Origin of the sequence: Leadbettera azotonutricia ZAS-9 (assembly GCF_000214355.1) — a bacterium.
Classification (GTDB): Bacteria; Spirochaetota; Spirochaetia; order Treponematales; family Breznakiellaceae; genus Leadbettera; species Leadbettera azotonutricia.
In genome coordinates this window covers 62,833-83,754 of the sequence record NC_015577.1, presented here as the reverse complement: position 1 = coordinate 83,754, position 20,922 = coordinate 62,833, and the positions used below count along the sequence as shown (strand labels likewise).

Below are 20,922 nucleotides of genomic sequence, written 5' to 3'. Positions count from 1 at the left end.
GAATATATGATTATATTAATTACAGGTGGTGTAAAATCCGGAAAATCGACCCATGCTTTGGATCTTGCGATCAAAGAATGGAAACCTTCTCCAAATAAACCCATATCCTTTATTGCCACAGCCGAAGCTTTGGATAACGAAATGAAATTGCGTATTGCAAAACATCAGGAGGAACGTACAAGGCTTGCGGGAGCGGGTTCTTTTATCACCAGGGAGGAAACAATTGAACTGGATAAGGCGATTATTGCCGCAGGGCAGAGAGCTGTGGTCGATTGTATACCTATGTGGATAAATAACCTCATATATTACAAACGGGAAGATGATTTCCGCACCATCCTTGATGCATTTATCAAAGGAATAAAAGACTGCATTATTGTAACCAATGAAACAGGGCTCGGAAATATTCCTTTTGACGAAATGACGCGCCATTACAATCTCCTTTTGGCTGAAGCAAACCGGAAAATAGCAATGGCGGCTGACAGTGTTTTATTTATGGTTTCCGGTATCCCCATGAAGGTTAAATAATGGAATATTTATTAAACAATTTCCCCAAAATAATAGTCCCCTCATGGGTAATTCCCGGTACTTATCTTGAAAATCTCCGATTTCTTGATGATAAAAAAGAAATAACCGGTGTGGAACTTCTTTTTTTCATATATGACGATGAAATTAAAAAGAATATTACCGATGAGTTTGAAGATATATGTAAATTTAAAGATCGTTTTATATTTACCGCACATCTGCCCGATGTATTAAATCCCGAGCATGAGGAACTTGTAAAAAAATTATCCCCTTTGGTTCAGCATTTTATTGTTCACCCCGGCAAGGAAGGCGGTGCTAGAGCCCAGGCCGGACTTATCAATTCATGGGCGGAAAAATATAAAAATGTATCCAGCAAATACCGGTTCCTTGCAGAAAATACCAACCCCGGCCTGCTCGAAGCCCTGCTTCCTAATTTAAATACAAACATAGGCCTCTGCATGGACTTCGGCCATCTTCTTATTGAAGAAAAAAATCCCTCTGCTTATTTAAATCAATTTCAAAATAAAATTGGAGAAATTCATCTCCACGGCCTCGATAGGGAAAAGGCTATGATTGACAAGCGCCTTCCCGATCACCGGCCCATAAATGAGGATTCTATCCCGATTAAAGAACTATTTCCATTATTAAAAAAATTCCAGGGTCTTGTAAACCTCGAAGTATTCTCATGGGAAGAAGTTGAAGAAAGTCTCAGGGTAATTAAATTATTATTGGAAAGGAAGGAGAAATAAAATGGAAAATATCAAAGTGGCAATGGAAAAACATCTGGACAATCTTACCAAGCCCAGGGGCAGCCTTGGAAAATTGGAAGGCTACTGCATCAAACTTGCAGACATTCAGGGTAAAGTACCGCCGGAAATAAAAAACAAGGGTATCTATGTATTTGCCGGAGATCACGGAATTGCAGCCGAAGGGGTTTCACTTTACCCCCAGGAGGTCACCCGCCAAATGGTTTTAAATATACTGAGGGGCGGCGCGGGAATTAATGCCCTCGCAACAGGTACTAATTGGGAAATAAATCTCGTTGATGCCGGTGTACTGGGTGATGAATTTCCCCCGGACTCCGAATTAAAGCCTCTGTGTAATTTTATTCGGGCCCGTGAAACAAAAGGGAGCCGTAATTTTTATAAAGAGTCGGCCCTCACAAAAGAGGAATTGCAGAAATCCCTAGAGCAGGGGAAACGCCTTGCCCGCGATGCAGCTGCCAAAAATTACGGCCTAACCGCCATAGGCGATCTCGGAATAGGCAATACCAGTACCGCAGCCGCCATGCTGGTGGCTGCGGGTTTCGATCCTAACGATATGGTGGACAGGGGGACAGGCATCGACGCGCCCATGCTGGATCATAAAAAGCACATTATTATCGACTCGGTAAAGCGGCGAAATCCTGCAAAAACAGGCGAGAGCATATTGGAAAACCTCGGCTCCTCCGATTTAGCCATGATGACAGGTTTCATCCTGGGACTTGAAAATTTAAAAATCGGCTGTGTGCTTGATGGTTTCCCGGTAACTTCCGCCGCCTATATAGCCTGGATGATCAATCCAAAAGTTTCAAATTGGCTTTTTGCTGGGCACCTTTCAAAAGTTGCAGGCCACAAACCGGCGCTGGAGCGCATGGGGCTTGAACCCATCGTGAGTCTTGATATGCGCCTTGGCGAAGGAACAGGAGCGGTAATCGGCGGCCACATCATTGAATTGGGCGTGCTGGCTGCGCGGAATATGGCTTCTTTTTCAGAGGCCCATATTACGGACAGTGAAAAGCAAGAGGAAAAGTATTGATGTTCGACCGCTTCTTGTCTGTCTTTTCCCTTGTTTCCCGTATTCCGGTGAAGGTCAAATTCAATTTTGATCCTTCCCGGATGGATTTTTATTTGCCCATTATTGGAATATTTCCGGCTTTATTGGGATTGATTTTATCCGGATTGTTTTTATTTTTGATGAATTATATTAAAGCAAATATTGCATTGGCGGTTATCACCATTATGATCATGCAATATTTCTGTTTTAATTTATTTCACCTCGACGGCCTTATGGACACTGCCGATGCATTTCTCGGTACAGTGGATAAAGAAAAGCGCCTGCTTATATTAAAAGATTCCCGTATAGGGGTTTACGGTTTTTTTGCAGGTTTTGCCGCATTGGCATTAAAGGCAGCCCTTCTCATTTCTCTTTTTGGTTTTATTCCCGGCAGCGCCGCGCTTATTTTTTTCTATCCCATTATCGGCCGTTTCAGCGCAGCCCTAATTCCCTGCATGGCGCCTCCTACCAATTCCAAGGGTTTGGGCGCCCTTGCCAAAGAATCCAAAGCATACCGCTGTGTCCTCGGGGCCTTTGTCTCGCTCATGCTTTTGGGATTTATTGCCCTTGGTTTTTGTACGCTGATGAATTTAGTCCCCGGCTTATCAATTCTCCGGATAGCGGTCATTATGCTTTCCCTTGTTATCATTGCACCGGTGACGGCGTTTTTCTATGCAAGGCTTTATAAACGCGGCATCGGAGGATACACGGGGGATGCCCTGGGAGCGGCTATTGAAACAGGGGAAATACTTTATCTTGCGGCGGCGTTTGTTTTTTTAAATATCAGATGATCTGAATCTAAGGCCGCAATTCAAAATAGTTCTGCCAAACAACAACCCCGCTGCTTGCATGCTTGCAGCGGGGTTGTATTTATCCAATTTTACTTCACGGTGACCAATTCATAAGTCCCCGAACCGAGGCCGATTTTTTCGGCGTGCTCAATCTGACTGCGCCAGTCGGTAGTGGGGTGGATGTCTTTAAAGTGGTCGGAGTGGCCGTGGGAATCTTTGTGTTTGTGCTCGCGGTCGCCCAGGATACTGGTCTGGATACCGGGGGCTGCGTTCACTGCGTCGATGCAGGCCTTATCCAGGGCTATGGGATCGAAGCTGGCGAAAATGCCGATATCGGCGACAACCGGAGCATCGCTTTCGCCATGGCAATCGCAATAGGGGGAAACCTGGTTCACCACATTGATATGGAAACTGGGCCTGCCGTCAAGCACGGCCTTGGCGTATTCGGCCATCTTGCAGTTGAGGGCGTCATTGCTGCTTCCGCTTTCGTTGGAAATGGCGTGGAAATTACAGCCTCCGATACAGCGTCCGCAGCCTACGCACTTTTTGTGATCGATTTTGGCTTTTTTATTCTCGCCAAAGACAATGGCATTTTCATTGCAATACTTGGCGCAGCCTTTGCAGCCGGTACACACTTTCTGATCTACCTGGGGCTTGCCGTCGTTGTGCATTGCCATTTTGCCGGCGCGGCTGCCTGAACCCATGCCCAGGTTTTTAACGGCCCCGCCAAAGCCGGTGCCCTCATGTCCCTTGAAGTGGTTCAGGGATATTACGATGTCGGCGTCCATAATGGCCCGGCCTATGTGGGCCACTGTAAGATAAACACCGCCTTTTATCGGAACATCAACATCGTCCGTGCCTTTGAGGCCGTCGGCGATAATGTTCTGAACACCCGTAGCAAGGGGGGAATATCCATTTTCAAAAGCCGCGTCCATGTGGACAAGGGCGTTGTTGCGCCGCCCTACATAGAGGGTATTGCAGTCCGTGAGGAAGGGCTTGCCCCCGAGGCTCTTGATATGATCCGCCACTACCCTCGCAAAATTGGGCCTTAAGAAAGCCAGGTTTCCGGGCTCGCCGAAGTGGATCTTGATCGCCACATACTTCTGGTTAAAATCGATTTTTCCGATTCCCGCTTTGGAGATAAGCCTGTCAAGCTTGACTAAAAGGCTCTCTCCTACCTTGCAGCGCATGTCTGTAAAGTAGACCTTTGATGCACTCATTCTTTAACTCCTTATTAAAAATATTTAAAATTTGATTTTACTTTTTGGAAATCTTCGCCCAGGTATCCCTGAGGCCAACGGTCTTGTTAAAGACAGGCTTGCCGCCTTCCCCTGTTTCGGGATCGCGCACAAAGTAGCCAAGGCGTTCAAACTGGAAGCGGTCTCCTTCTTTGGCCTGGGCCAGACAGGGTTCACCGTAAGCTGAGGGAATCACCTCAAGCGAATTGGGCGCAAGGTTATCGGTAAAGGTTTTACCCGGCTCCACATCCATGGGCCGTTCAGGCGCAAAAAGGTTATCGTAAACCCTGACCTCCAGGGCAGCGGCGTGGGCAGCGGAAACCCAGTGTATCGTGCTCTTCACCTTTTTGTTGTCGGGGGCATTTCCGCCCCTGGTATCAGGATCGTAGGCGCAATGAACCGCGGTAATGCTGCCGGAGGCATCCTTGTCGCAGCCCACACAGGTAACGATGTAGCCGTAGCGGAGGCGCACACTGTTTCCGGGACGTTCCGAATTGCCCGGATAAAGGCGGAAATATTTGGGCGGCGGGACTTCTTCAAAATCCTCGCGCTCTATCCAGAGTTCGCCCGAAAAGGGAATCTTCCTGGTTCCGGCAGATTCATCTTCGGGGTTGTTCACTGCGTCCAGTTCCTCAACTTTGCCCGCAGGCCAGTTATCAATAATGAGCTTCAGGGGCTTAAGCACTGCCATCACCCGCCTGCTTGTCTTGTTGAGATCTTCCCGGAGGCAGTATTCGAGGAAGGCGATGTCTACCATGGAATCGGTTTTGGCAATGCCCACCTGGGACACAAAGCTCCGAATGGCCTGGGGTGTATAGCCCCGGCGGCGCAGGCCCGCGATGGTGGGCATGCGGGGATCGTCCCAGCCCGAGACGTACTTTTCCTGCACCAGCCGGAGAAGCCAGCGCTTGCTCATCACCGTATGGGTCATGTTGAGGCGGGCAAATTCAATCTGGCGGCTGGGGAAAACTTCCGCTTCCTTGATGAACCAGTCATAAAGGGGCCGGTGTATCTCGTATTCAAGGGAACAGAGTGAATGGGTGATCCCCTCCTTGGCGTCGGACAGGGGGTGCTGAAAATCGTACATGGGGTAGATGCACCATTTGTCCTTGGTGCGGTAATGATGCTCCCGGCGTATGCGGTACATCACCGGGTCCCGGAGGAGGAGGTTGGGATGGGCCATGTCGATTTTGGCCCGCAGGGTTTTGGCGCCGTCGGCGAACTCGCCCGTCCTCATGCGGGCAAAAAGATCGAGGTTCTCTTCAACGCTGCGATCCCGGTAGGGGCTGTTGCGCCCCGGAGGGGTCATGGTAATGTTGTTCTTGTCAGGGACCGCAGTGCCCCGATATTCGCTTATTTCATCGTCGCTAAGATCGTCCACATAGGCGTTGCCTTTTTTTATTATCTTTACTGCTAAATCGTAAAGGTACTCGTAGTAATCCGAAGCGTAATACTCACGGTCTTCCCAATCGTAACCCATCCATTTAACATCCCGCTTGATGGCTTCGACATAGGAAATATCTTCTTTTTCAGGATTGGTATCGTCGAAGCGCAGGTTGCACTTGCCGCCGAAACGCTCGGCCATGGAGAAATCAATGTAGAAAGCTTTGCAGTGGCCTATGTGGAGCCAGCCGTTTGGCTCGGGCGGGAAACGGGTATGCACATAGCCGAAACGGCCGCTTTTGAGGTCCTCTTTGATAAATTCGCTGATAAAATCCGAACCGCTTCCCCCGGGCAACTCCGCCGGGATCTCGCTATGTTCCGCAGTTTCCATATTTACACCCTCTTTAATGGAAAAAAGATATTCAATTTATATTCATTATAATTGAAATTAAAAATCCGCCAGGAAGCAAATCCCTATGAGCAGCACTGCCAAAAGAAGATCCTTGCCGGCCCTGCCTGCCCATTGCCGGACTTCGGGGCTGCCGAGCCTGCTGCCGTACCACCAGAAAAGCCCCATCTGGGAATCGATTCTAAAGGTGTACTCGGTAAAATCTTCCTTGTGGCTCTGGGCGCCAAAAAGGAGATAGGCCAGCTCTTCAAGGATGCTGCCGAATTCCTGCAGCGCCCGCTGATATTCCCCCTGTTCGATGCCGGCAATCAAATCCGGCAGCCGATCCAGGAGGTCCTCCTTGCGCTGCTCTTCTGCTTTTTCCACCCAAGTTTTTTGGATCAACAGTTCCAGGTTGTTCCTGAAGGAATCAAGAAATTCCCCCAGGGCATTGCGGCTGCCCAGCCTGGAATTATATTCTTTTCCGATGCCTAAAGTCTCCGCAAAGATCCTGGCCGAATCCTGGGTCGGCCCGTTCCCCTCTGTAAAGTTCGAAGCCGGAAAGAGCCCTTCCGCCGTGGTACGGTATTCATCGGGAATGGCTCTATTCGCACATGCAGCACAGCTAAGCATAGCTTAAAGATGCTGATAAATCGCAAAATAGTCAAGTAAACGCGTTACCCCTCGTCAACGGCCCAGTGCAAAAGCCCGACAGCCGGGCGGCTTTTTCGTCTGCAATTTCCATGTTGAGTATAAGGATAGATGAGGGACTTAAAAAACAATTCGACTGTGTCCTTCAAAAAAACAGTAATTTTTGAATTCATCAGATAAGATGAAAAGATTAGAGGACTACTCCCCCCTTTCCCTCCTGTGCAAGCGGGCTCTTGGGTATTAACCCCCCTCGCCACGAATAATTTTAACCGTAAAGTAAAAGAAGTCAAAAAAGCACGTGCAAATGACTTGAAATGCACGAAAATATCGGATATATTTATTATTAAGGTGGTCATTATGGCAGAAACTATCAATGTAACCGTCAGGCTGGATCGTGATATTAAGGAACAAGCTGAAACCATGTTTAACGGCTTCGGGATGAACCTGTCCACAGCGATCAATATATTTATACGCCAGTCGCTGCGGCAGGGCAAAATTCCTTTTGAAATTTCCGATCCTTATTACAATGAAAAAAACATAGAACGGCTAAAACAATCCATAGCAGAATTTGCCGCTGGGAAAGTGGTAGAAAAGACTATGGATGAATTGGAAGCACTGGAAAATGCGTAAGATTTTTTCAGAAAATGATGTTTGCCCATAGCTACCCCAAATAATTCGGCGTCATGCGCTCTTGCGTATACCTTAACCCCCTCGCCACGAATTAAAATTGTTGTCCCGCAAGAGTATTAACCGCAGATAATATAACTGCACCCATCTCTGCTTTTTTTGATTAAAAATTGCAGAGATGGGCGCAGTTTCGATTTGCCTACTGCGCCGCCGCGCCCGCCGTTGCCGGCAAGGTGCGGAGCGTACCGTCGAAGTACACCTCCGGGAAGTCCGGCGGCAGGGTGGTCAGCGTTTTCAGGTCGGTCGCCGAAGCGGGCTTGGATGCTGCGTCAAAGGTGATGTCCGTAACATCAAACAGGTCCCCGACGACGCTCGCGTAGCCGCTGCCGGTAGCGGAGGCCGTGCCGGCGGCTTTGTCCGAGACATTGTAGCCCCCGGATGTTGCCGTGCTGTAAACTACATTGTAGTTAGGCGCGGTATTCCCGAAGAACAGATTCCCCGTCAGGGTATTGGTTCCGCCGCTTTTGTAAATCGCGCCGCCGTTGCTCGTTGCCCTGCCCCCCTTAAAGTACAGCTGGCTGATCTTCACCGTCGCGCTGGTACTGTTGATGTACAGAAGCTGGGTGCTGCTGTCCGGCGTAAAGCCGCTCTGGGTCAGGGTCGCGCCGTTCCCCATAATCGTAACGCTCCTGGTAATAACGGGCAGAACGCTTGTCAGGGTGATGGTTCCATTCGCGGGCAGGGTGATAATGTCCCCCTCCAGCGCATTGGCAAGGGCTTCACGGAAGCTGCCCATGCCCTCATTGTCGGTAGTGCTTACCGCAACTCTCCTCGTGAATACGGTCCGCACGGTTTTATGGGCGTCCATGGCAAGGGTAAGCTGGTTTGTGAGTGATTGATCCCCCTGTGTTTCTACCCCATCAATTGTCCAATAATTGAATCTTGCATCTATGCGATTTCAAAAGGCACAACACGTGGCAAGACAATAGTTTTACCCTTGGTAAGGCTTACTACTGTTGCCGTTACGGTTATTGTGTTATAACGCCCATTATTGCACTGGCGTCTAATAGAATTCCCATACTTTCAGTATGCGTGAATGCCATATAAAGTTAATATTACCTGAAAGGGTGCATGGCCATAGATGTCTTTGACGGTAGCCCGTTCCGACCCCATATCTAACCGCGTTGATTTTTCCACTGTTTTGTCATAAGATAAAATATGGAACCGCAGATTGAGTTTAACCCGGCAGCATTTAAGCATGGTTACACAGAAGCGGATATTCAGTGGGCATTTAAGACCCAGCTTCGGGATGTGCTGATGGAAGGATTCGATAACAAATACCTTGTTATAGGGTTTGACCAGGCAGGGAATATTATTGAGGTTATGTACAATCGTATTGATGAGAAATCTGTTAATGTGTTTCATGCGATGAAAGCCAGACAACAATTTCTTGATGGTTTAGGAATATAGGAGGGAACGATATGGCAAGAATGACCGACGAAGAAGCAGACGCCTTGGATGAGCTTTTAACCAAAACCACCCCGAAACTGACCAATATTCCTGGAGTGTTTGCCCAACAGCGCAATTTGTTGGATTCCCTTGATCCGGTCGCAGCAAATTATATTCTGACCATTGCCGAAACTGCCCATCAAACTCCCGCCCAAATCATTGGCGAGATGGTCCGGGAACGCATCGCCGCCGCAGGGACTTAAGATCCGGATAGGCGCCTTGCATCACAAAGTTTCGATTTCTTCCTGCGAAAGCCGGGTGGCGGCCGCGATTTTATCTATAGAATAACCCTGGGTTTTCAATGCCCGTGCTATTTCCCGGCTATTATCCATAAGCGCATCTGCCAGAACAGCCGCGTCATCACGGCGGTATTTTTCCTTGAGGTCAGCGATCATGCGCCGCCGTTCGCTCCAGGTGAGTTTTTTGTATTCCGCAACAATAGGGCGAACTTCGGGGTGTTTTTCTGCGAGCATGTCGAATTCCTCCTCTTTCCTGCACTTGAAAAACTGAAGCCAGGCCCACATAGGAGAGCCATCGTCATCCTTGGGCAGCTTCGGTAACTCTATTATATAGAGTTTTAGCAATTTCGTAAACAGGTTTTCTGATTTGGCGTTCCTGAGACCATAGATATTGAGGAAACCCTCCTCCTCTGGTATAAGCACATGATCGCATATCACCACGCATACGGTCTCCACGAGTTTTCCGTAATCAAAGCCACTTTTAAGCTGTTCAACCAGCAGTTTTGCCAAGTAGTAAATGATACGCTGCCTCAAAGTGGAAAAGGGCTTTACCTGGATCTCCACATTGATGATACGGCCTGTTTTGGTCGTCACCTTTGCATCCAAAATTCCCAGCTTGTCCTTGCGGAAGAGCCGCTTCATGAAAGGATCGACAATGGTGAGCTTGTCATAATCCTCCGGTGGCAGGTCTAAAATCGGCTTGAGAAGTCCTGCCAGGTTCTCGATGTTCTTCTGGTCGCCGAAGATGATCTTTACGGCATAGTCATACAGGGGAGATAGCTGTTCTTTGTGCATAAAAGCCTCCACACCTTATATGGCGTCAGGATGCGTGGCGCTTCATTTTTTTAATGAATTTTTCTCAAAGTCATAAGAAATTTGGGGAATTATAGAAAAAACGGTTATGCCTATGGTGCAGACGGACTCTTATCCCTCAACACATCCGTCTTGCCCCAATATTCAAAAAAGAGTATATTACTAAAAGGAGAAGAATATGTTGGAAGAACAGATCAAAAGCGCGTTGGATAATGTACGCCCCTCGCTCCAGGCTGATGGCGGGGACGTTGAATTTGTAGGAGTGGATGAAGAGGGCATTGTTTCCCTCAAGCTCACAGGCGCCTGCGGTGGCTGCCCCATGGCCCAGATGACCCTCAAAATGGGCATCGAAAGCTATCTCAAAAAAGAAATTCCCGAAGTCAGCTCCGTGGTCGGGGTTTGATGAAATTTGGCCGATAACGGCTTTCTTCCTCTGTCCCGGGCCGATTTGGAGGCCCGGGGCTGGGAAGCCTGCGACTTTGTCTTCGTTTCCGGGGATGCCTACGTCGATCACCCTTCGTTTGCGGCGTCCCTGATTTGCCGGGTTCTCGAAGCCGATGGTTTCAGGGTCGGCATTATACCCCAGCCAGACTGGAAAAACCCCCAATCATACACCGTTCTTGGACGACCCCGCCTCGCTTTTCTCGCAGGGTCGGGCAATATGGACTCCATGGTGGCCCACTACACGGCAGCCAAAAAAATCCGCAGCGATGACGCCTATTCCCCAGGCGGCAAGGCCGGTCTGCGGCCTGATCGCGCCTTGCTCAAATATGTCGAAGGGATACGCTCGGCATACAAGAATATCCCCGTCATTATCGGAGGGATAGAGGCGGGCCTCCGCCGCTTTGCCCATTACGATTACTGGTCGAACACCGTGCGGCGTTCGCTGCTCCTGGACTCCAAGGCCGACATTCTGGTCTACGGCATGGGCGAATCCGCCATCAGGGAGATAGCCCGGCGGCTTAAGGGGGGCGAAGAAATCAACGCAATAGGCGATATTCGGGGAACCTGCGTGAGGGGCCGGACCCCGCCTGAGGGCAGCATCGAGCTCCCTGGCTATGAAAAGGTGAAGGGGGATGATCCCGAGTCCCTCAGGGCGTATGCCGGGCACTTCATGATCCAGAAACTCAACGCCGACCCGCTGAGCGCCGGGGTTTTGGCCGAAAAGAGCGACGGGGAACGCTGGGTGATCCAGAATCCCCCGGCTTTCCCCCTGGGGCAAAAAGAGCTTGACCGCGTCTATAGCCTACCCTTTGCCCGAAAAGCCCATCCCGTATATGCGGGGGGCATACCGGCCTTAAAAGAGGTTGAATTCTCCCTAATCTCAAGCAGGGGCTGCTTCGGGGGCTGCTCATTCTGCGCCATCACCTTTCACCAGGGCAGGGCTGTCCAACCCCGCAGCAGCGAGAGCCTCGTCAGGGAGGCTGCGGCCCTGGCCAAATCACCGGATTTTAAGGGGTATATCCACGATGTGGGCGGCCCTACGGCCAATTTCTATGCCCCGGCCTGTAAAAAACAGCAAAAAGGCGGCTTTTGCGCCGACAGGGAATGTCTTTTCCCCGAGCCCTGCCCAAATCTCAAACAGGATCACGGCCCTTACCTCGAAACCCTGCAGCAGATTCGCGGGGTAAAAGGCGTTAAAAAAGCCTTTGTCCGTTCGGGAATTCGCTTCGATTATATCGATCTTGACAAAAAGAGGGGGGAAGAATTCCTCGAAACCCTTTGCAAGTACCATATTTCCGGCCAACTCAAGGTTGCGCCGGAGCATATTGCCCCGCAAACCCTGAATGCAATGGGGAAAAATCACGATTATGAAGGTTTCAGCCGGAAGTTTGCCAGGGTGAACAAGGAATTGGGGCTAAAACAGTACCTTATCCCCTATTTTATCTCAGGGCATCCTGGATGCACCCTCAAAGATGCGGTAGAATTGGCTATTTTCCTCAAAAAAGGCCATTTTGTCCCCGATCAGGTTCAGGATTTTTACCCTACCCCAGGCACATTGTCTACAGTCATGTACCATACTGGCCTCGATCCCCGTACCATGGCGCCCATCCATGTCCCCGGCGAACGCGAAAAACGCCTCCAGCGCGCCTTGCTTCAGTTCAATAAAGCCGAAAACCGCCTCCTGGCGCTTGAAGCCCTGCGGGAAGCAGGGCATGAAGACCTCGCAGGGGCTCTTCTGAAGTGAAAATCGACGCATGGGCTATAAAAAAGCCGTAACCGGGAGGAGGAGTACCGGTTACGGACTGAACGGGAATTAATCATAAGGAAAATTTTACTCAGTATCTATCAACAATAACATACCACCCTTTTAATGGTTACAACGGCCTTTACGGAGGGAAAAAAATGTGTTAAAAATCAATATGAATATTGCGAAAAACACGATAGTCAGCTTTGACTATACCCTTACGGACGATAGCAATCAAATTCTTGATTCCTCCTCAGAGGGCGAGCCCCTGGTTTACCTCCATGGGTATGGGAACATCATTCCCGGCCTTGAAGAAGCCATGGAAGGGCACGGCACAGGGGATAGCTTTAAGGTACACGTGCCTGCTGCCAGCGCTTACGGCGAAAGGGACGAACAGCTCATCACCAGTATTCCCAAGGATCGCTTCGAAGGCGAAACTGTGGAAGAGGGCATGGAGTTCCAGGCCCAGACCCCGGACGGCTACCGTGTGGTGACCGTGACCGGGGTTGCGGGGGATCAGGTTACCATAGACGGCAACCATCCCCTGGCTGGGGTGGATCTCAACTTTGATGTAGCGGTCAAGGATATTCGGGAAGCCAGCGAGGAAGAGATAGCCCATGGCCACCCTCACCATGCCCACGATCATCACCACGATGGCGAAGACTGCGACAGCTGCGGAGGCTGCGGGCACAGCCACTAAGCCGCAGCACAAGCTGCTTGTTCTGCGCTCTTGATATTTACAATATACTCAGTATAATGAGCAATATACTCAATATAGTGAGTATATTGTAACAGGAGGTTTTTATGTACGAGCGGCAGCTGGTAAAACAGCTAATAAGCAGAATGCGTGAAAACCGGCGATTTATTCAAATCATAACCGGACCCCGCCAGTCGGGAAAGACTACTGCTGTGACCCAAGCCCTGGATTCCATAAAAAGCCCTTATCATTATATCAGTGCCGACGATCCTATAGCTTCTTCTCCCGAATGGCTTGGCAATGAATGGGAGCAAGCCCGTTTGATGCAAAAGAAAACAGGCAAAGATACCATTTTGGCTGTCGATGAAATCCAAAAGGTCAAACAGTGGTCATCAATAGTCAAAAAACTATGGGACGAGGACAGCCGGAAAAAAATACCCATAAAGCTTATCCTGACCGGATCATCCAGTCTATTAATTCAAAAGGGCCTCACTGAATCCCTCCAGGGACGCTTTGAAATACTCTATAGTCCCCATTGGAGTTATTCCGAGTGCCGGAATGCCTTTGGGTATACCCTGGAAGATTTTTTGTTTTTTGGAGGCTATCCGGGGGCTGCCGTATTAAGGAATGACGAAAACAGGTGGGCACGATATATCGGCGCTTCTATCGTAGAACCGACTATAGCCAATGATATCCTTTTTATGGAAGAAGTACGCAAACCGGCGCTGCTGCGTTCCCTTTTCAATCTTGGCGCAGCCTATTCGGCCCAGGAATTGTCATATACGAAAATAATGGGGCAGCTTATAGACGCAGGAAACACCGTTACCCTGGCGCATTATCTGGACCTGCTGGAAAAAGCAAATATGCTTTGCGGCCTGCACAAGTATTCTCCCCAAAAAATTCAGGAAAGAAAAAGCTCCCCCAGGCTTATGGTTTTTGACACTTCCCTTATGACCTACTCGGAAGGAAGCTCCCGTAAAAGGCTTTTAAGCGACCCTATAAAAAAGGGCCATCTTGTAGAAAGCGCGGTCGGGGCATACCTCCTGGCGAGGTCAAAGGAAGAAGGCTTTGAAGTATACTGGTGGCGGGAACGCGATGATGAAGTGGATTTTGTTCTGCAAAAAAATCAAAAATTAACTGCCATAGAAGTTAAAAGCGGAAGGGTCAAGAAAACCGGGGGCAGTATCGAATTCAAGAAAAAATATCCTCAAGCCCTGTTATTCACCATTGGAAGCGCCAATTTTGGACTTGAGGATTTTCTCTCGGGTAAGACAGGGCTTTTCAAATAATCCATAAGGGCACATCAGCTTAAAAGACTTCCCGGTGTCTTGCCGGGGCTGAAGCGGTGCACTGTTTCAACAAGCTGCTTGAGGTTTTCGCCAGGTACCGATGAGGGAAGGGCGCATTCGGGCGAGATAAGGCGTATGCCGCTTTTCAGGTTGGCTTCCACTTCTTCCCGTACCGTAGCCGGGGTGCCTTGGGCAAGGGTAACAGGGTTGTTGATGCAGCCGGTAAGGGTAATGGAAGCTGACAGCTGCTTTACGGCGGCGCTTATATTGTTCCGGGAATCCATGTGAAAGAGGCTGAAACCGGTACGAGCGATGCAGTCGAGCCGGTCCATTACATTGCCGCAAATATGCAGGATCACCGGGCCGCGGCTTTGCAGGGTCTGGGCCGCCTTGATATGAATGGGCAGCAGAAATTCCTCGTAGATACTGGCGCTTACCAGGTCCGAGGTTACATGGTCGGCCCAGGTGATCATATCGGCGCCGGCGTCAAACTGGGCCTTGGCAAATTCGAGGGGTACAAGCGAAAGTTCCCGTATCAGCTCCTTGGTTTTTTCAGGTTCCAGAATCGTATCAAGCACGAGGTTCTCGACACCGTACAGGTTATACGCCAGGGTCCAGGGCCCCACGACTTTGCCGATTACCGGAACCTTGCCCTTGTATTTGTTTTTAAGTATCCCGATAGCTTTAAGCAGCTTTTGAAATTCGCTGCGGTGGAGAAACGACGGGGGAAGACTGAAGTCGTCAACCCGCCTCATCGGTTTTTTTGTGACCACCGGCGTATTGGCTGCGTCGTTCCAGTCCACCTGGGCCCCGAGGGCGGCGGCCTCCAGGTGAACCGAAAAATAGGGAGCCGCCGAATCAAAACCGAAATAGTCATGGCCTACGGCGGCAAGTTCAGCCATTTCAATGACATTGAGATGGGCTGACGGAAAATAAACCCCCGACACCTCCATGGACTTTGCAATAGCCACCGAGGTGGGGTTAATGGCCGGGAATACATCAAAATCCCGGCCATTAATAGCCGCCATGACCCGTTCCATCGGCGTCATCGTCATTTTTCCCATTAGATGATTATACTACAGTTTCCGCCTGGCTATAATACTCATCGACCGCCCTGCGGATTGCCCGAAGGTTTTCGTTGGGTGTTTTTAAGGGTATGGCGCATTCGGGGGATATCAGCCTGATGCCATCATCAAGAAGCTGCCGCACCTGGGTACGCACATCATCAGGGGTTCCGCCAAACAAAACCCCATTATTGCAGACCGCGCCGGTAAGAAGAATTTTCCCGCCCGCTTCGCGCAGGGCGTCTTTGGTATTGTTGCGTGAATCAAAATGGAATGCGTCAAAACCTGATTCGGCAAAATATTTTATCCGGTCTGTTGTTTTTCCGCAGGCATGGTGAATAAGGGGACCCTTCTTTTTCAAAAGGCCGCCGGTTATCTTCTGGTGAACCGGCAGGAGCAGATCCGCATAGGCTTTAGGCGAACAGAGATCGCCGCTTACATGGTCGCACCACAGGACAATATCCGCGCCCGCATCGAATTGGGCTTCTGCAAAAATTACAGGGGGCGGCGTAAATACCTCAAGATACCTGGCGGCTTTTTCGGGATCAAGGGCAGTTTCAATCAGGAATTCCTGGGTGCCGCACAGGTTGTATGCGGTCGTCCATGGGCCAAATACCTTTCCAATGATGGCGATGGTATCGCCATAGCGTTTCTTTAACAGACGCAGCGCATCAAGTATAACCTTGATTTCCGGTTTATCAAGAAAATCCCCAGGCATTTTAAATTGCTCAGGCTCTGTGATCGGGTGCTGCCTGATGACAGGCATCAAATCGTCCGACTGCCAATCGACGGTTGCGCCAAGGGCAGCGGCGGAATGGACGACACTGAACTTCGGCATAACGGAATCAAAACCGCACAATTCCTGGCAGGCTCCGGCAGCGGCAGCCATTTTTTCGGCGTCAATATGAACATCAGGATTTTTAAGGCCAATCTTTTTCAACGTATCCATTGTTAGTATGGAAGTAGGATTAATGACTGCCGCCTTGTCTGTTTCCTGGCGTTTAAAGATCGCCATGACCCTTTCTTTTGGACTCATTTTATCATGCATACTGCTCTCCTGCCCGGAATTGGGTTTGTTAATGTACAATGAAAGACAAAATCAAAATAGAAACAAAAGCTATAGCGCCCATTATAAAGGTTGTGGCCGTTACTGCTACATATCCTTTCTTGATATCATAGCCCGCCAATTTGGTTACGCACCAGAAATAGGAACCCTGGGGGAACACGCCGCAGAAGGAGCCGCCGGCTATGGCGATAACGGCAAGTTCCGGTGATATGTTAAGGGAACCCAAAAGCGGAAGTATAATTGCGGCAGTCGTGGTCAGGGCTACAGTTGCGGAACCCTGGGCTATAAGCACGATGGCCGAAATTGCGAAGGGCAGTACGATAGAAGGCAGACTGAGACCGGCAATCGCATCCGCCATGATTGTGCCTACGCCTATGGTCTGGAGTATGCGGCCGAAGCAGCCCGCGATACCGGTGATAAGGAGAATTTCCGCCGCGCCGGATATGGCTTTGGATATCCAGCCGTCGCTTACATCTTCGGTGATCTTGGTGGGCAGCAGGAACGCCGCAAAGGCGCCGATGAGGAGAGCAATGTAAGGAGTCCCGATGAAAACAACAAGGTCGTACCAGAAGGGCCCCTTTTGCGCATACTGCATGACAAAAGAGCGGATCACGATAAGGATGATAGGAACAACGATGGGCATATAGGACATGAAGGTTGAGGGGGCATGGGCCACAATTTCCTTAAACTTCTCATTCTGTTCCTCATTGACCGCATCGATGGGGGCAAGTTCGGGATACTTTTTCTTTAAGAATTTGGAATTGCACCAAAGGTAGGTTCCCCCGATAACCGGAATGGAAATGATAAGGCCGTAGATCATGACGATGCCGACATCGGCCCCGAGTATGCCTGCCGCAGCGATGGGCCCCGGAGTGGGCGGCACGAGGGAGTGGGTGGTGAGCAGCCCGGTCATTAAAGCGGTTACGAGGCACATGTAGGGGATGTTCCCGCTGCGCGAGAGAGCCCGGATAACAGGATTGAGGATGACAAAGCCTGCATCACAGAAAGTCGGAATGGAAACGACGCCGCCGGATATTGCCGTAGCAAGGGTTGCCTTTTTCATGCCCACGAGTTTGAGGATTGACGCGGCGATTTTCTGCGCGCCCCCGGTGTTTTCCAGAATCTGCCCGATGATGACACCGCAGATAATTACTATCCCGATGTTTTGCATGGTACCGCCGAAACCGGCGGCTACCTGGGTAGCGACCTCGGTAAGCGGCATGCCCGCGGCGATTCCCAAAAGCAGGGAAACGAGCAGCAGCGCAAGGAATGCGTGAAGCCGCAGTTTAGAGATAAGCACCAGAAGCAAAACCACGCTTAGAATAAGAAGAACGACTTGATACATAGATCCTCCTGAATAATAGGTTCGAATTGTTAATTATAAATAGCAAAATTTTGCTAGGTCAACAAAAATATTCGGTAAAATTTACATAATCATTACTTGATTTATTTGAATTTATATGCATAATGCACATGATAGCTTCATAATGCCCTAAATTTACCGGGAGGTTTGTGAATTATGCTGTTGAATTCTGAATTTCTTGAATTTCTTATCCTGAAACACATGGTAGGAAATTCAGTCATCCATGTTACCAACGAAGAAGGGAGAATACTCGCTTCGACAGAGTCCAAACGCATGGGGACCAAAAGCAGCACCGCCCAGTATATCATACAGGTTTTGCGCCCGGCGGCCATCAAAAGCGCTGAATTCGTGGCCTATGGTACGCCAATCTACTTTAACAAGGAACTTTCCGGCTGCGTGGTGATACGCGGCCCTGCGGATTCCGCTCCCCGGCAGGGCGAGCTGATACGGGTTTCCATAGAAAGCGCCCTGGAATATGAATACTATATGCGGAACAGGGAGCAGAACGAGGACGGAACGGCCTCTATTGCGCTCATGCTTCTCAGCGATAAAATAGACGCCGAAAGGCTCGTCCCCCTGATGAATAAACATGAGCTGGATAACATGCTGCTCCGTTCGGTACTCTGCATATCCCTTAAATTCCATCAGACCAGCTACTTCAACATCAATCTCAACCTGGGCTACCAGGCCGGCATAGAGCGGATCAGAGCCGAAGCGGTCAAGCGGATCAAGGCAAACCGTTATCTCAATTCCCAGGACATTGTGTATGTCTACGACGGCAATACCATCGTCATTATTAAATCATTCATCCCGGTAAGCGATTATTCCCGTATCTATCTGTCCCTTGATAAAATCTGCCAGGATGTTGCCAGGACCCTTTCGGAATTCAGCGCCTTCTCATTCGGCATTTCATATGGGAATGTTTCCTACGGCATCAATGAGCTTAAGAAGAGTCTCCAGGAAGCCATGGAGATTATCAGCATAGGGCAGCGGACGCAGCCCAAGGAACAGCTCTTTATCCTGGAACATATTCTTTTCGATAATATCTGCCATTACCTTTACCCCCAGATCGTCAACAAACTCATTGAACCTGCCATTTCCAAACTGACCAAAAAGGACGGCAGCATCCAGCAGGATTTGATTTCCTGCGCCGAAGCCTTTGTCGATAACTGCATGAGTTTTTCCCGGACCGCACAGAATACGATGCTCCACCGGAATACCATCAACTCCCGGCTCGCCAAGTTAACTTCTTTGACGGGCCTTGATCCGGCGCACAGCTTTCGGGACGCCTTTATCATTAAAATGCTGGCAACCTATATCCGGCAGAATAAGTAACAACGGCACAGAAGCTGTAGCCGCGCTTAGCCTGCCTGCCTGCGGGAACGGGCGAGGCCGTCAGAGGCTTCGCGGTAGTTGGGGTTGATCCTCACGGCCTGCTCGTAGGCTTCGGCGGCTGGTCTGAAATCGCCGGCCGCTTCCCTCACTGAGCCAAGCCTGTACCACCAGAGCGAAAGCGAAGGCTCCAGCAGAACCGCCGTTGTATAAGCCATGTCGGCGTGGCGGAATTTCCCCTCGAGCCTGAAAATCTCGCCCAGGAAGAAATAAGCCACCGAGACCCTGTCCCCCTGGGGGTTGCTGTTAATATAGCGCTGCATGAACCTCTGGGAAGCAGCATAATCATCTGCATAAAAGTAAGCTTCGCCCATGGTTTCGACAATGCGGAATTCGTCCGAATAAAGGCGCAGGCCCCGCTCGCCCCAGACGATGACATCGGCATATTTTTTCTGACGCTGGAGGGTCCAGGTGAGCACGGTATAGGAATCCCTGGTGGCATTGTTGCGGGAAATTTCATCAGTGCAGAGCCGCACCGCTTCGTTGTAATAGGTTTCTGACTCCTGCAGCCTGTTCATGGCCTCGAGGTCCCGGCCCCTGCGGTAATTCTGCAGGGCGTCAAGCCCGGTTGTTCCGCCTGTCTGGGCAAAAACTTCAAACAGGGGAAAAACTAGGAGAATTAAAATTATGCGAAACATGTATCCCAAACCCCATCGAGCGAATAGCAGTGGGCAGCCGGCTTTTCGCGGTTGATCCAGCGTCCATCGGTAAAATCGGGTATATCCACAGGCATGCTGCCCCGGGAAATGGACATTTCGCTCAGGCAGGTTATGGCCATCCAGCTTGCGGCATCGTACACATCGATAGGCGCGGGAGTCCTGTTTTGCACGCTTTCCACAAAAGCCCGGAGCACCAGGAAATCCATGCCGTCATGCCCTCCCCGGACGCCGTAATTTTCGTAGGCTTTCCAGAGGGGATGGCCGTATTGATCCTCGTATTTTTGGAAGGGTTCCCAGATAGCGTGAGTCCAGTAGTTTTCGTTTTCGGGGCTTAGGCCCTCAAGGAACACCGAGGCGTTGTCTTCCATCCATATACCTTTTGTGCCATGCACATAGCCGCCCCGGGAATAGGGCCTGGGCAATGTGCAGTCGTGGCTCAGGATTATGGTTTCGCCGTTGGCGCAGCGTATGCTGGTAGTGACAATGTCGCCTTCGTTCCAGTCAAATGTGCCGACAGGGTCTCCGGGGCGGTTTTTCTCGGCCCACAGCTTCATGCCCCGGGCTTTGCTGGCCATGGCGGTGAGGTACACCATACGGTTGCCCCTGTTTATATCCAGGACTTTTGCAATAGGCCCGAGTTCGTGGGTGGGGTAGAGCTCGCCGTTGCGGTGATGAAAATGGTTCTGCCTGTAATGGCGATCCCTGTCGCCCCATCCCACTTCTTCCCGGAGATCATGGTGATAGCCGCCCTGACAATGGATGACTTCGCCGAAAAGGCCTTTCTTTACCATGTTGAGGATCTGCATCTCCTCTTTGCCGTAACAGCAGTTTTCAAGGAGCATGCAGGTTTTTCCCGTTTTTTCGGCAGTGCGGACCAAGGACCAGCATTCATTCAGGGAAGAGGCGCCTCCTACTTCCATGGCAACCTGTTTGCCCGCTTCCATGGCGGCGATTGCAACAGTGATGTGGTTTTCCCAGGAACAGGTAATGACCACTGATTCAAGGTCCTGCTTTAGAAGCTCTTTGAAATCAGTGGTTTTAAAGGGGGCCTTGCCCCGCTTTTCCTGTACCAGCTTTTTGCCTGCTTCGGCCCGGTCTTCGTACACATCGCAGACAGCGGCGACCTCAACATCTTCCATATCGAGAAGCACCGACATTTGGCTCCTGCCCCTGCCGCCCAGGCCCACAATGCCGACCTTGACGTTTTTCCCGTTCTTGAAAACCATTC

The 20,922-nt window shown here is 50.2% G+C and carries 22 protein-coding genes; 12 read left to right on the top strand and 10 right to left on the bottom strand.

From position 1 onward, the window contains the following. Window positions 1-6: 6 nt before the first annotated feature. From TREAZ_RS00380 to TREAZ_RS00365, 4 genes are read left to right on the top strand one after another with little or no spacing between them, the layout of a single operon-like run. On the top strand, window positions 7-525 hold the full coding sequence (locus TREAZ_RS00380; RefSeq protein WP_015709791.1) for a bifunctional adenosylcobinamide kinase/adenosylcobinamide-phosphate guanylyltransferase: 519 nt from the start codon (window positions 7-9) through the stop codon (window positions 523-525). Then, window positions 525-1,271, top strand: a complete 747-nt coding sequence (gene cbiR, locus TREAZ_RS00375) for a cobamide remodeling phosphodiesterase CbiR (protein WP_015709790.1) — start codon at window positions 525-527, stop codon at window positions 1,269-1,271. The genes TREAZ_RS00380 and cbiR overlap by 1 nt, the downstream gene beginning before the upstream one ends. A 1-nt stretch (window position 1,272) precedes the next feature. Further along, window positions 1,273-2,319, top strand: coding sequence for a nicotinate-nucleotide--dimethylbenzimidazole phosphoribosyltransferase (gene cobT, locus TREAZ_RS00370; RefSeq protein ID WP_015709789.1), 1,047 nt, complete (start codon window positions 1,273-1,275; stop codon window positions 2,317-2,319). Then, window positions 2,319-3,128, top strand: a complete 810-nt coding sequence (locus TREAZ_RS00365) for an adenosylcobinamide-GDP ribazoletransferase (RefSeq protein WP_015709788.1) — start codon at window positions 2,319-2,321, stop codon at window positions 3,126-3,128. The genes cobT and TREAZ_RS00365 overlap by 1 nt, the downstream gene beginning before the upstream one ends. A gap of 89 nt (window positions 3,129-3,217) precedes the next feature. Here the strand turns inward: TREAZ_RS00365 and TREAZ_RS00360 are convergent, their stop codons facing one another. The 3 genes from TREAZ_RS00360 to TREAZ_RS00350 are packed head-to-tail and all read right to left on the bottom strand — an operon-like array spanning window position 3,218 to window position 6,770. Next, a complete protein-coding gene (locus tag TREAZ_RS00360) occupies window positions 3,218-4,348 on the bottom strand; it encodes a DUF362 domain-containing protein (RefSeq protein WP_015709787.1) in 1,131 nt (376 codons plus the stop codon). Between the two features lie 37 nt (window positions 4,349-4,385). Then, a complete protein-coding gene (locus TREAZ_RS00355) occupies window positions 4,386-6,140 on the bottom strand; it encodes a glutamine--tRNA ligase/YqeY domain fusion protein (protein WP_015709786.1) in 1,755 nt (584 codons plus the stop codon). Between the two features lie 57 nt (window positions 6,141-6,197). Beyond that, the gene (locus TREAZ_RS00350) at window positions 6,198-6,770 is read right to left on the bottom strand and encodes a hypothetical protein (protein ID WP_015709785.1); all 573 of its coding nucleotides are present in this window, start codon (window positions 6,768-6,770) and stop codon (window positions 6,198-6,200) included. A gap of 375 nt (window positions 6,771-7,145) precedes the next feature. Between TREAZ_RS00350 and TREAZ_RS00345 the strand changes: the two genes are divergently transcribed. Continuing rightward, on the top strand, window positions 7,146-7,418 hold the full coding sequence (locus tag TREAZ_RS00345) for a type II toxin-antitoxin system RelB/DinJ family antitoxin (protein ID WP_015709783.1): 273 nt from the start codon (window positions 7,146-7,148) through the stop codon (window positions 7,416-7,418). A 196-nt stretch (window positions 7,419-7,614) separates the two neighbouring features. On the opposite strand, the gene TREAZ_RS00340 is transcribed toward TREAZ_RS00345, so the two are convergent. Further along, window positions 7,615-8,265, bottom strand: a complete 651-nt coding sequence (locus TREAZ_RS00340) for a hypothetical protein (protein WP_215904883.1) — start codon at window positions 8,263-8,265, stop codon at window positions 7,615-7,617. Window positions 8,266-8,633: 368 nt separating this feature from the next. On the opposite strand from TREAZ_RS00340, the gene TREAZ_RS00335 reads away from it, so the two are divergent. Both TREAZ_RS00335 and TREAZ_RS00330 read left to right on the top strand, forming a co-directional pair. Further along, window positions 8,634-8,885, top strand: a complete 252-nt coding sequence (locus TREAZ_RS00335; protein WP_015709781.1) for a hypothetical protein — start codon at window positions 8,634-8,636, stop codon at window positions 8,883-8,885. A gap of 11 nt (window positions 8,886-8,896) precedes the next feature. Next, window positions 8,897-9,127 carry a hypothetical protein gene (locus TREAZ_RS00330; RefSeq protein ID WP_015709780.1) on the top strand — a complete coding sequence of 77 codons (231 nt, stop codon included), beginning with the start codon at window positions 8,897-8,899 and terminating at the stop codon, window positions 9,125-9,127. Between the two features lie 21 nt (window positions 9,128-9,148). On the opposite strand, the gene TREAZ_RS00325 is transcribed toward TREAZ_RS00330, so the two are convergent. Further along, window positions 9,149-9,958, bottom strand: a complete 810-nt coding sequence (locus tag TREAZ_RS00325; RefSeq protein ID WP_015709779.1) for an Rpn family recombination-promoting nuclease/putative transposase — start codon at window positions 9,956-9,958, stop codon at window positions 9,149-9,151. 196 nt (window positions 9,959-10,154) lie between these two features. Here TREAZ_RS00325 and TREAZ_RS00320 point away from each other — a divergent pair, with 196 nt between their 5' ends. The 4 genes from TREAZ_RS00320 (at window position 10,155) to TREAZ_RS00305 (ending at window position 14,150) form a co-directional block, all read left to right on the top strand. After that, the gene (locus TREAZ_RS00320; protein WP_015709778.1) at window positions 10,155-10,379 is read left to right on the top strand and encodes a NifU family protein; all 225 of its coding nucleotides are present in this window, start codon (window positions 10,155-10,157) and stop codon (window positions 10,377-10,379) included. A gap of 6 nt (window positions 10,380-10,385) precedes the next feature. Next, window positions 10,386-12,164 (top strand): YgiQ family radical SAM protein, encoded by a 1,779-nt coding sequence (locus TREAZ_RS00315; RefSeq protein WP_015709777.1) that lies wholly within the window; start codon window positions 10,386-10,388, stop codon window positions 12,162-12,164. A gap of 160 nt (window positions 12,165-12,324) precedes the next feature. Beyond that, window positions 12,325-12,864 (top strand): FKBP-type peptidyl-prolyl cis-trans isomerase, encoded by a 540-nt coding sequence (locus TREAZ_RS00310; RefSeq protein WP_015709776.1) that lies wholly within the window; start codon window positions 12,325-12,327, stop codon window positions 12,862-12,864. A gap of 104 nt (window positions 12,865-12,968) precedes the next feature. After that, a complete protein-coding gene (locus TREAZ_RS00305) occupies window positions 12,969-14,150 on the top strand; it encodes an ATP-binding protein (RefSeq protein WP_015709775.1) in 1,182 nt (393 codons plus the stop codon). Between the two features lie 14 nt (window positions 14,151-14,164). Here the strand turns inward: TREAZ_RS00305 and TREAZ_RS00300 are convergent, their stop codons facing one another. The 3 genes from TREAZ_RS00300 to TREAZ_RS00290 are packed head-to-tail and all read right to left on the bottom strand — an operon-like array spanning window position 14,165 to window position 17,625. Further along, the gene (locus tag TREAZ_RS00300) at window positions 14,165-15,214 is read right to left on the bottom strand and encodes a uroporphyrinogen decarboxylase family protein (RefSeq protein ID WP_043922616.1); all 1,050 of its coding nucleotides are present in this window, start codon (window positions 15,212-15,214) and stop codon (window positions 14,165-14,167) included. 7 nt (window positions 15,215-15,221) lie between these two features. Continuing rightward, window positions 15,222-16,262, bottom strand: a complete 1,041-nt coding sequence (locus TREAZ_RS00295) for a uroporphyrinogen decarboxylase family protein (RefSeq protein ID WP_015709773.1) — start codon at window positions 16,260-16,262, stop codon at window positions 15,222-15,224. Window positions 16,263-16,290: 28 nt separating this feature from the next. After that, window positions 16,291-17,625 (bottom strand): GntP family permease, encoded by a 1,335-nt coding sequence (locus tag TREAZ_RS00290; protein ID WP_015709772.1) that lies wholly within the window; start codon window positions 17,623-17,625, stop codon window positions 16,291-16,293. A gap of 219 nt (window positions 17,626-17,844) precedes the next feature. Between TREAZ_RS00290 and TREAZ_RS00285 the strand changes: the two genes are divergently transcribed. Beyond that, window positions 17,845-18,978, top strand: a complete 1,134-nt coding sequence (locus tag TREAZ_RS00285) for a PucR family transcriptional regulator (RefSeq protein ID WP_169312594.1) — start codon at window positions 17,845-17,847, stop codon at window positions 18,976-18,978. A gap of 26 nt (window positions 18,979-19,004) precedes the next feature. Here TREAZ_RS00285 and TREAZ_RS00280 read toward each other — a convergent pair whose 3' ends face one another. Next, complete coding sequence (locus TREAZ_RS00280) at window positions 19,005-19,673, bottom strand: tetratricopeptide repeat protein (RefSeq protein WP_015709770.1); 669 nt, start codon at window positions 19,671-19,673, stop codon at window positions 19,005-19,007. Next, window positions 19,661-20,920 (bottom strand): Gfo/Idh/MocA family protein, encoded by a 1,260-nt coding sequence (locus tag TREAZ_RS00275; protein ID WP_015709769.1) that lies wholly within the window; start codon window positions 20,918-20,920, stop codon window positions 19,661-19,663. Before TREAZ_RS00275 ends, TREAZ_RS00280 begins: the two co-directional genes overlap by 13 nt. Window positions 20,921-20,922: the final 2 nt, after the last annotated feature.

Coding starts and splice junctions, on each gene's coding strand:
- TREAZ_RS00380 (WP_015709791.1), top strand. CDS start 7: ATGATTATATTAATTACAGGTGGTGTAAAATCCGGAAAATCGACCCAT.
- cbiR (WP_015709790.1), top strand. CDS start 525: ATGGAATATTTATTAAACAATTTCCCCAAAATAATAGTCCCCTCATGG.
- cobT (WP_015709789.1), top strand. CDS start 1,273: ATGGAAAATATCAAAGTGGCAATGGAAAAACATCTGGACAATCTTACC.
- TREAZ_RS00365 (WP_015709788.1), top strand. CDS start 2,319: ATGTTCGACCGCTTCTTGTCTGTCTTTTCCCTTGTTTCCCGTATTCCG.
- TREAZ_RS00360 (WP_015709787.1), bottom strand. CDS start 4,348: ATGAGTGCATCAAAGGTCTACTTTACAGACATGCGCTGCAAGGTAGGA.
- TREAZ_RS00355 (WP_015709786.1), bottom strand. CDS start 6,140: ATGGAAACTGCGGAACATAGCGAGATCCCGGCGGAGTTGCCCGGGGGA.
- TREAZ_RS00350 (WP_015709785.1), bottom strand. CDS start 6,770: ATGCTTAGCTGTGCTGCATGTGCGAATAGAGCCATTCCCGATGAATAC.
- TREAZ_RS00345 (WP_015709783.1), top strand. CDS start 7,146: ATGGCAGAAACTATCAATGTAACCGTCAGGCTGGATCGTGATATTAAG.
- TREAZ_RS00335 (WP_015709781.1), top strand. CDS start 8,634: ATGGAACCGCAGATTGAGTTTAACCCGGCAGCATTTAAGCATGGTTAC.
- TREAZ_RS00330 (WP_015709780.1), top strand. CDS start 8,897: ATGGCAAGAATGACCGACGAAGAAGCAGACGCCTTGGATGAGCTTTTA.
- TREAZ_RS00325 (WP_015709779.1), bottom strand. CDS start 9,958: ATGCACAAAGAACAGCTATCTCCCCTGTATGACTATGCCGTAAAGATC.
- TREAZ_RS00320 (WP_015709778.1), top strand. CDS start 10,155: ATGTTGGAAGAACAGATCAAAAGCGCGTTGGATAATGTACGCCCCTCG.
- TREAZ_RS00305 (WP_015709775.1), top strand. CDS start 12,969: ATGTACGAGCGGCAGCTGGTAAAACAGCTAATAAGCAGAATGCGTGAA.
- TREAZ_RS00300 (WP_043922616.1), bottom strand. CDS start 15,214: ATGGGAAAAATGACGATGACGCCGATGGAACGGGTCATGGCGGCTATT.
- TREAZ_RS00295 (WP_015709773.1), bottom strand. CDS start 16,262: ATGCATGATAAAATGAGTCCAAAAGAAAGGGTCATGGCGATCTTTAAA.
- TREAZ_RS00290 (WP_015709772.1), bottom strand. CDS start 17,625: ATGTATCAAGTCGTTCTTCTTATTCTAAGCGTGGTTTTGCTTCTGGTG.
- TREAZ_RS00285 (WP_169312594.1), top strand. CDS start 17,845: ATGGTAGGAAATTCAGTCATCCATGTTACCAACGAAGAAGGGAGAATA.
- TREAZ_RS00280 (WP_015709770.1), bottom strand. CDS start 19,673: ATGTTTCGCATAATTTTAATTCTCCTAGTTTTTCCCCTGTTTGAAGTT.
- TREAZ_RS00275 (WP_015709769.1), bottom strand. CDS start 20,920: ATGGTTTTCAAGAACGGGAAAAACGTCAAGGTCGGCATTGTGGGCCTG.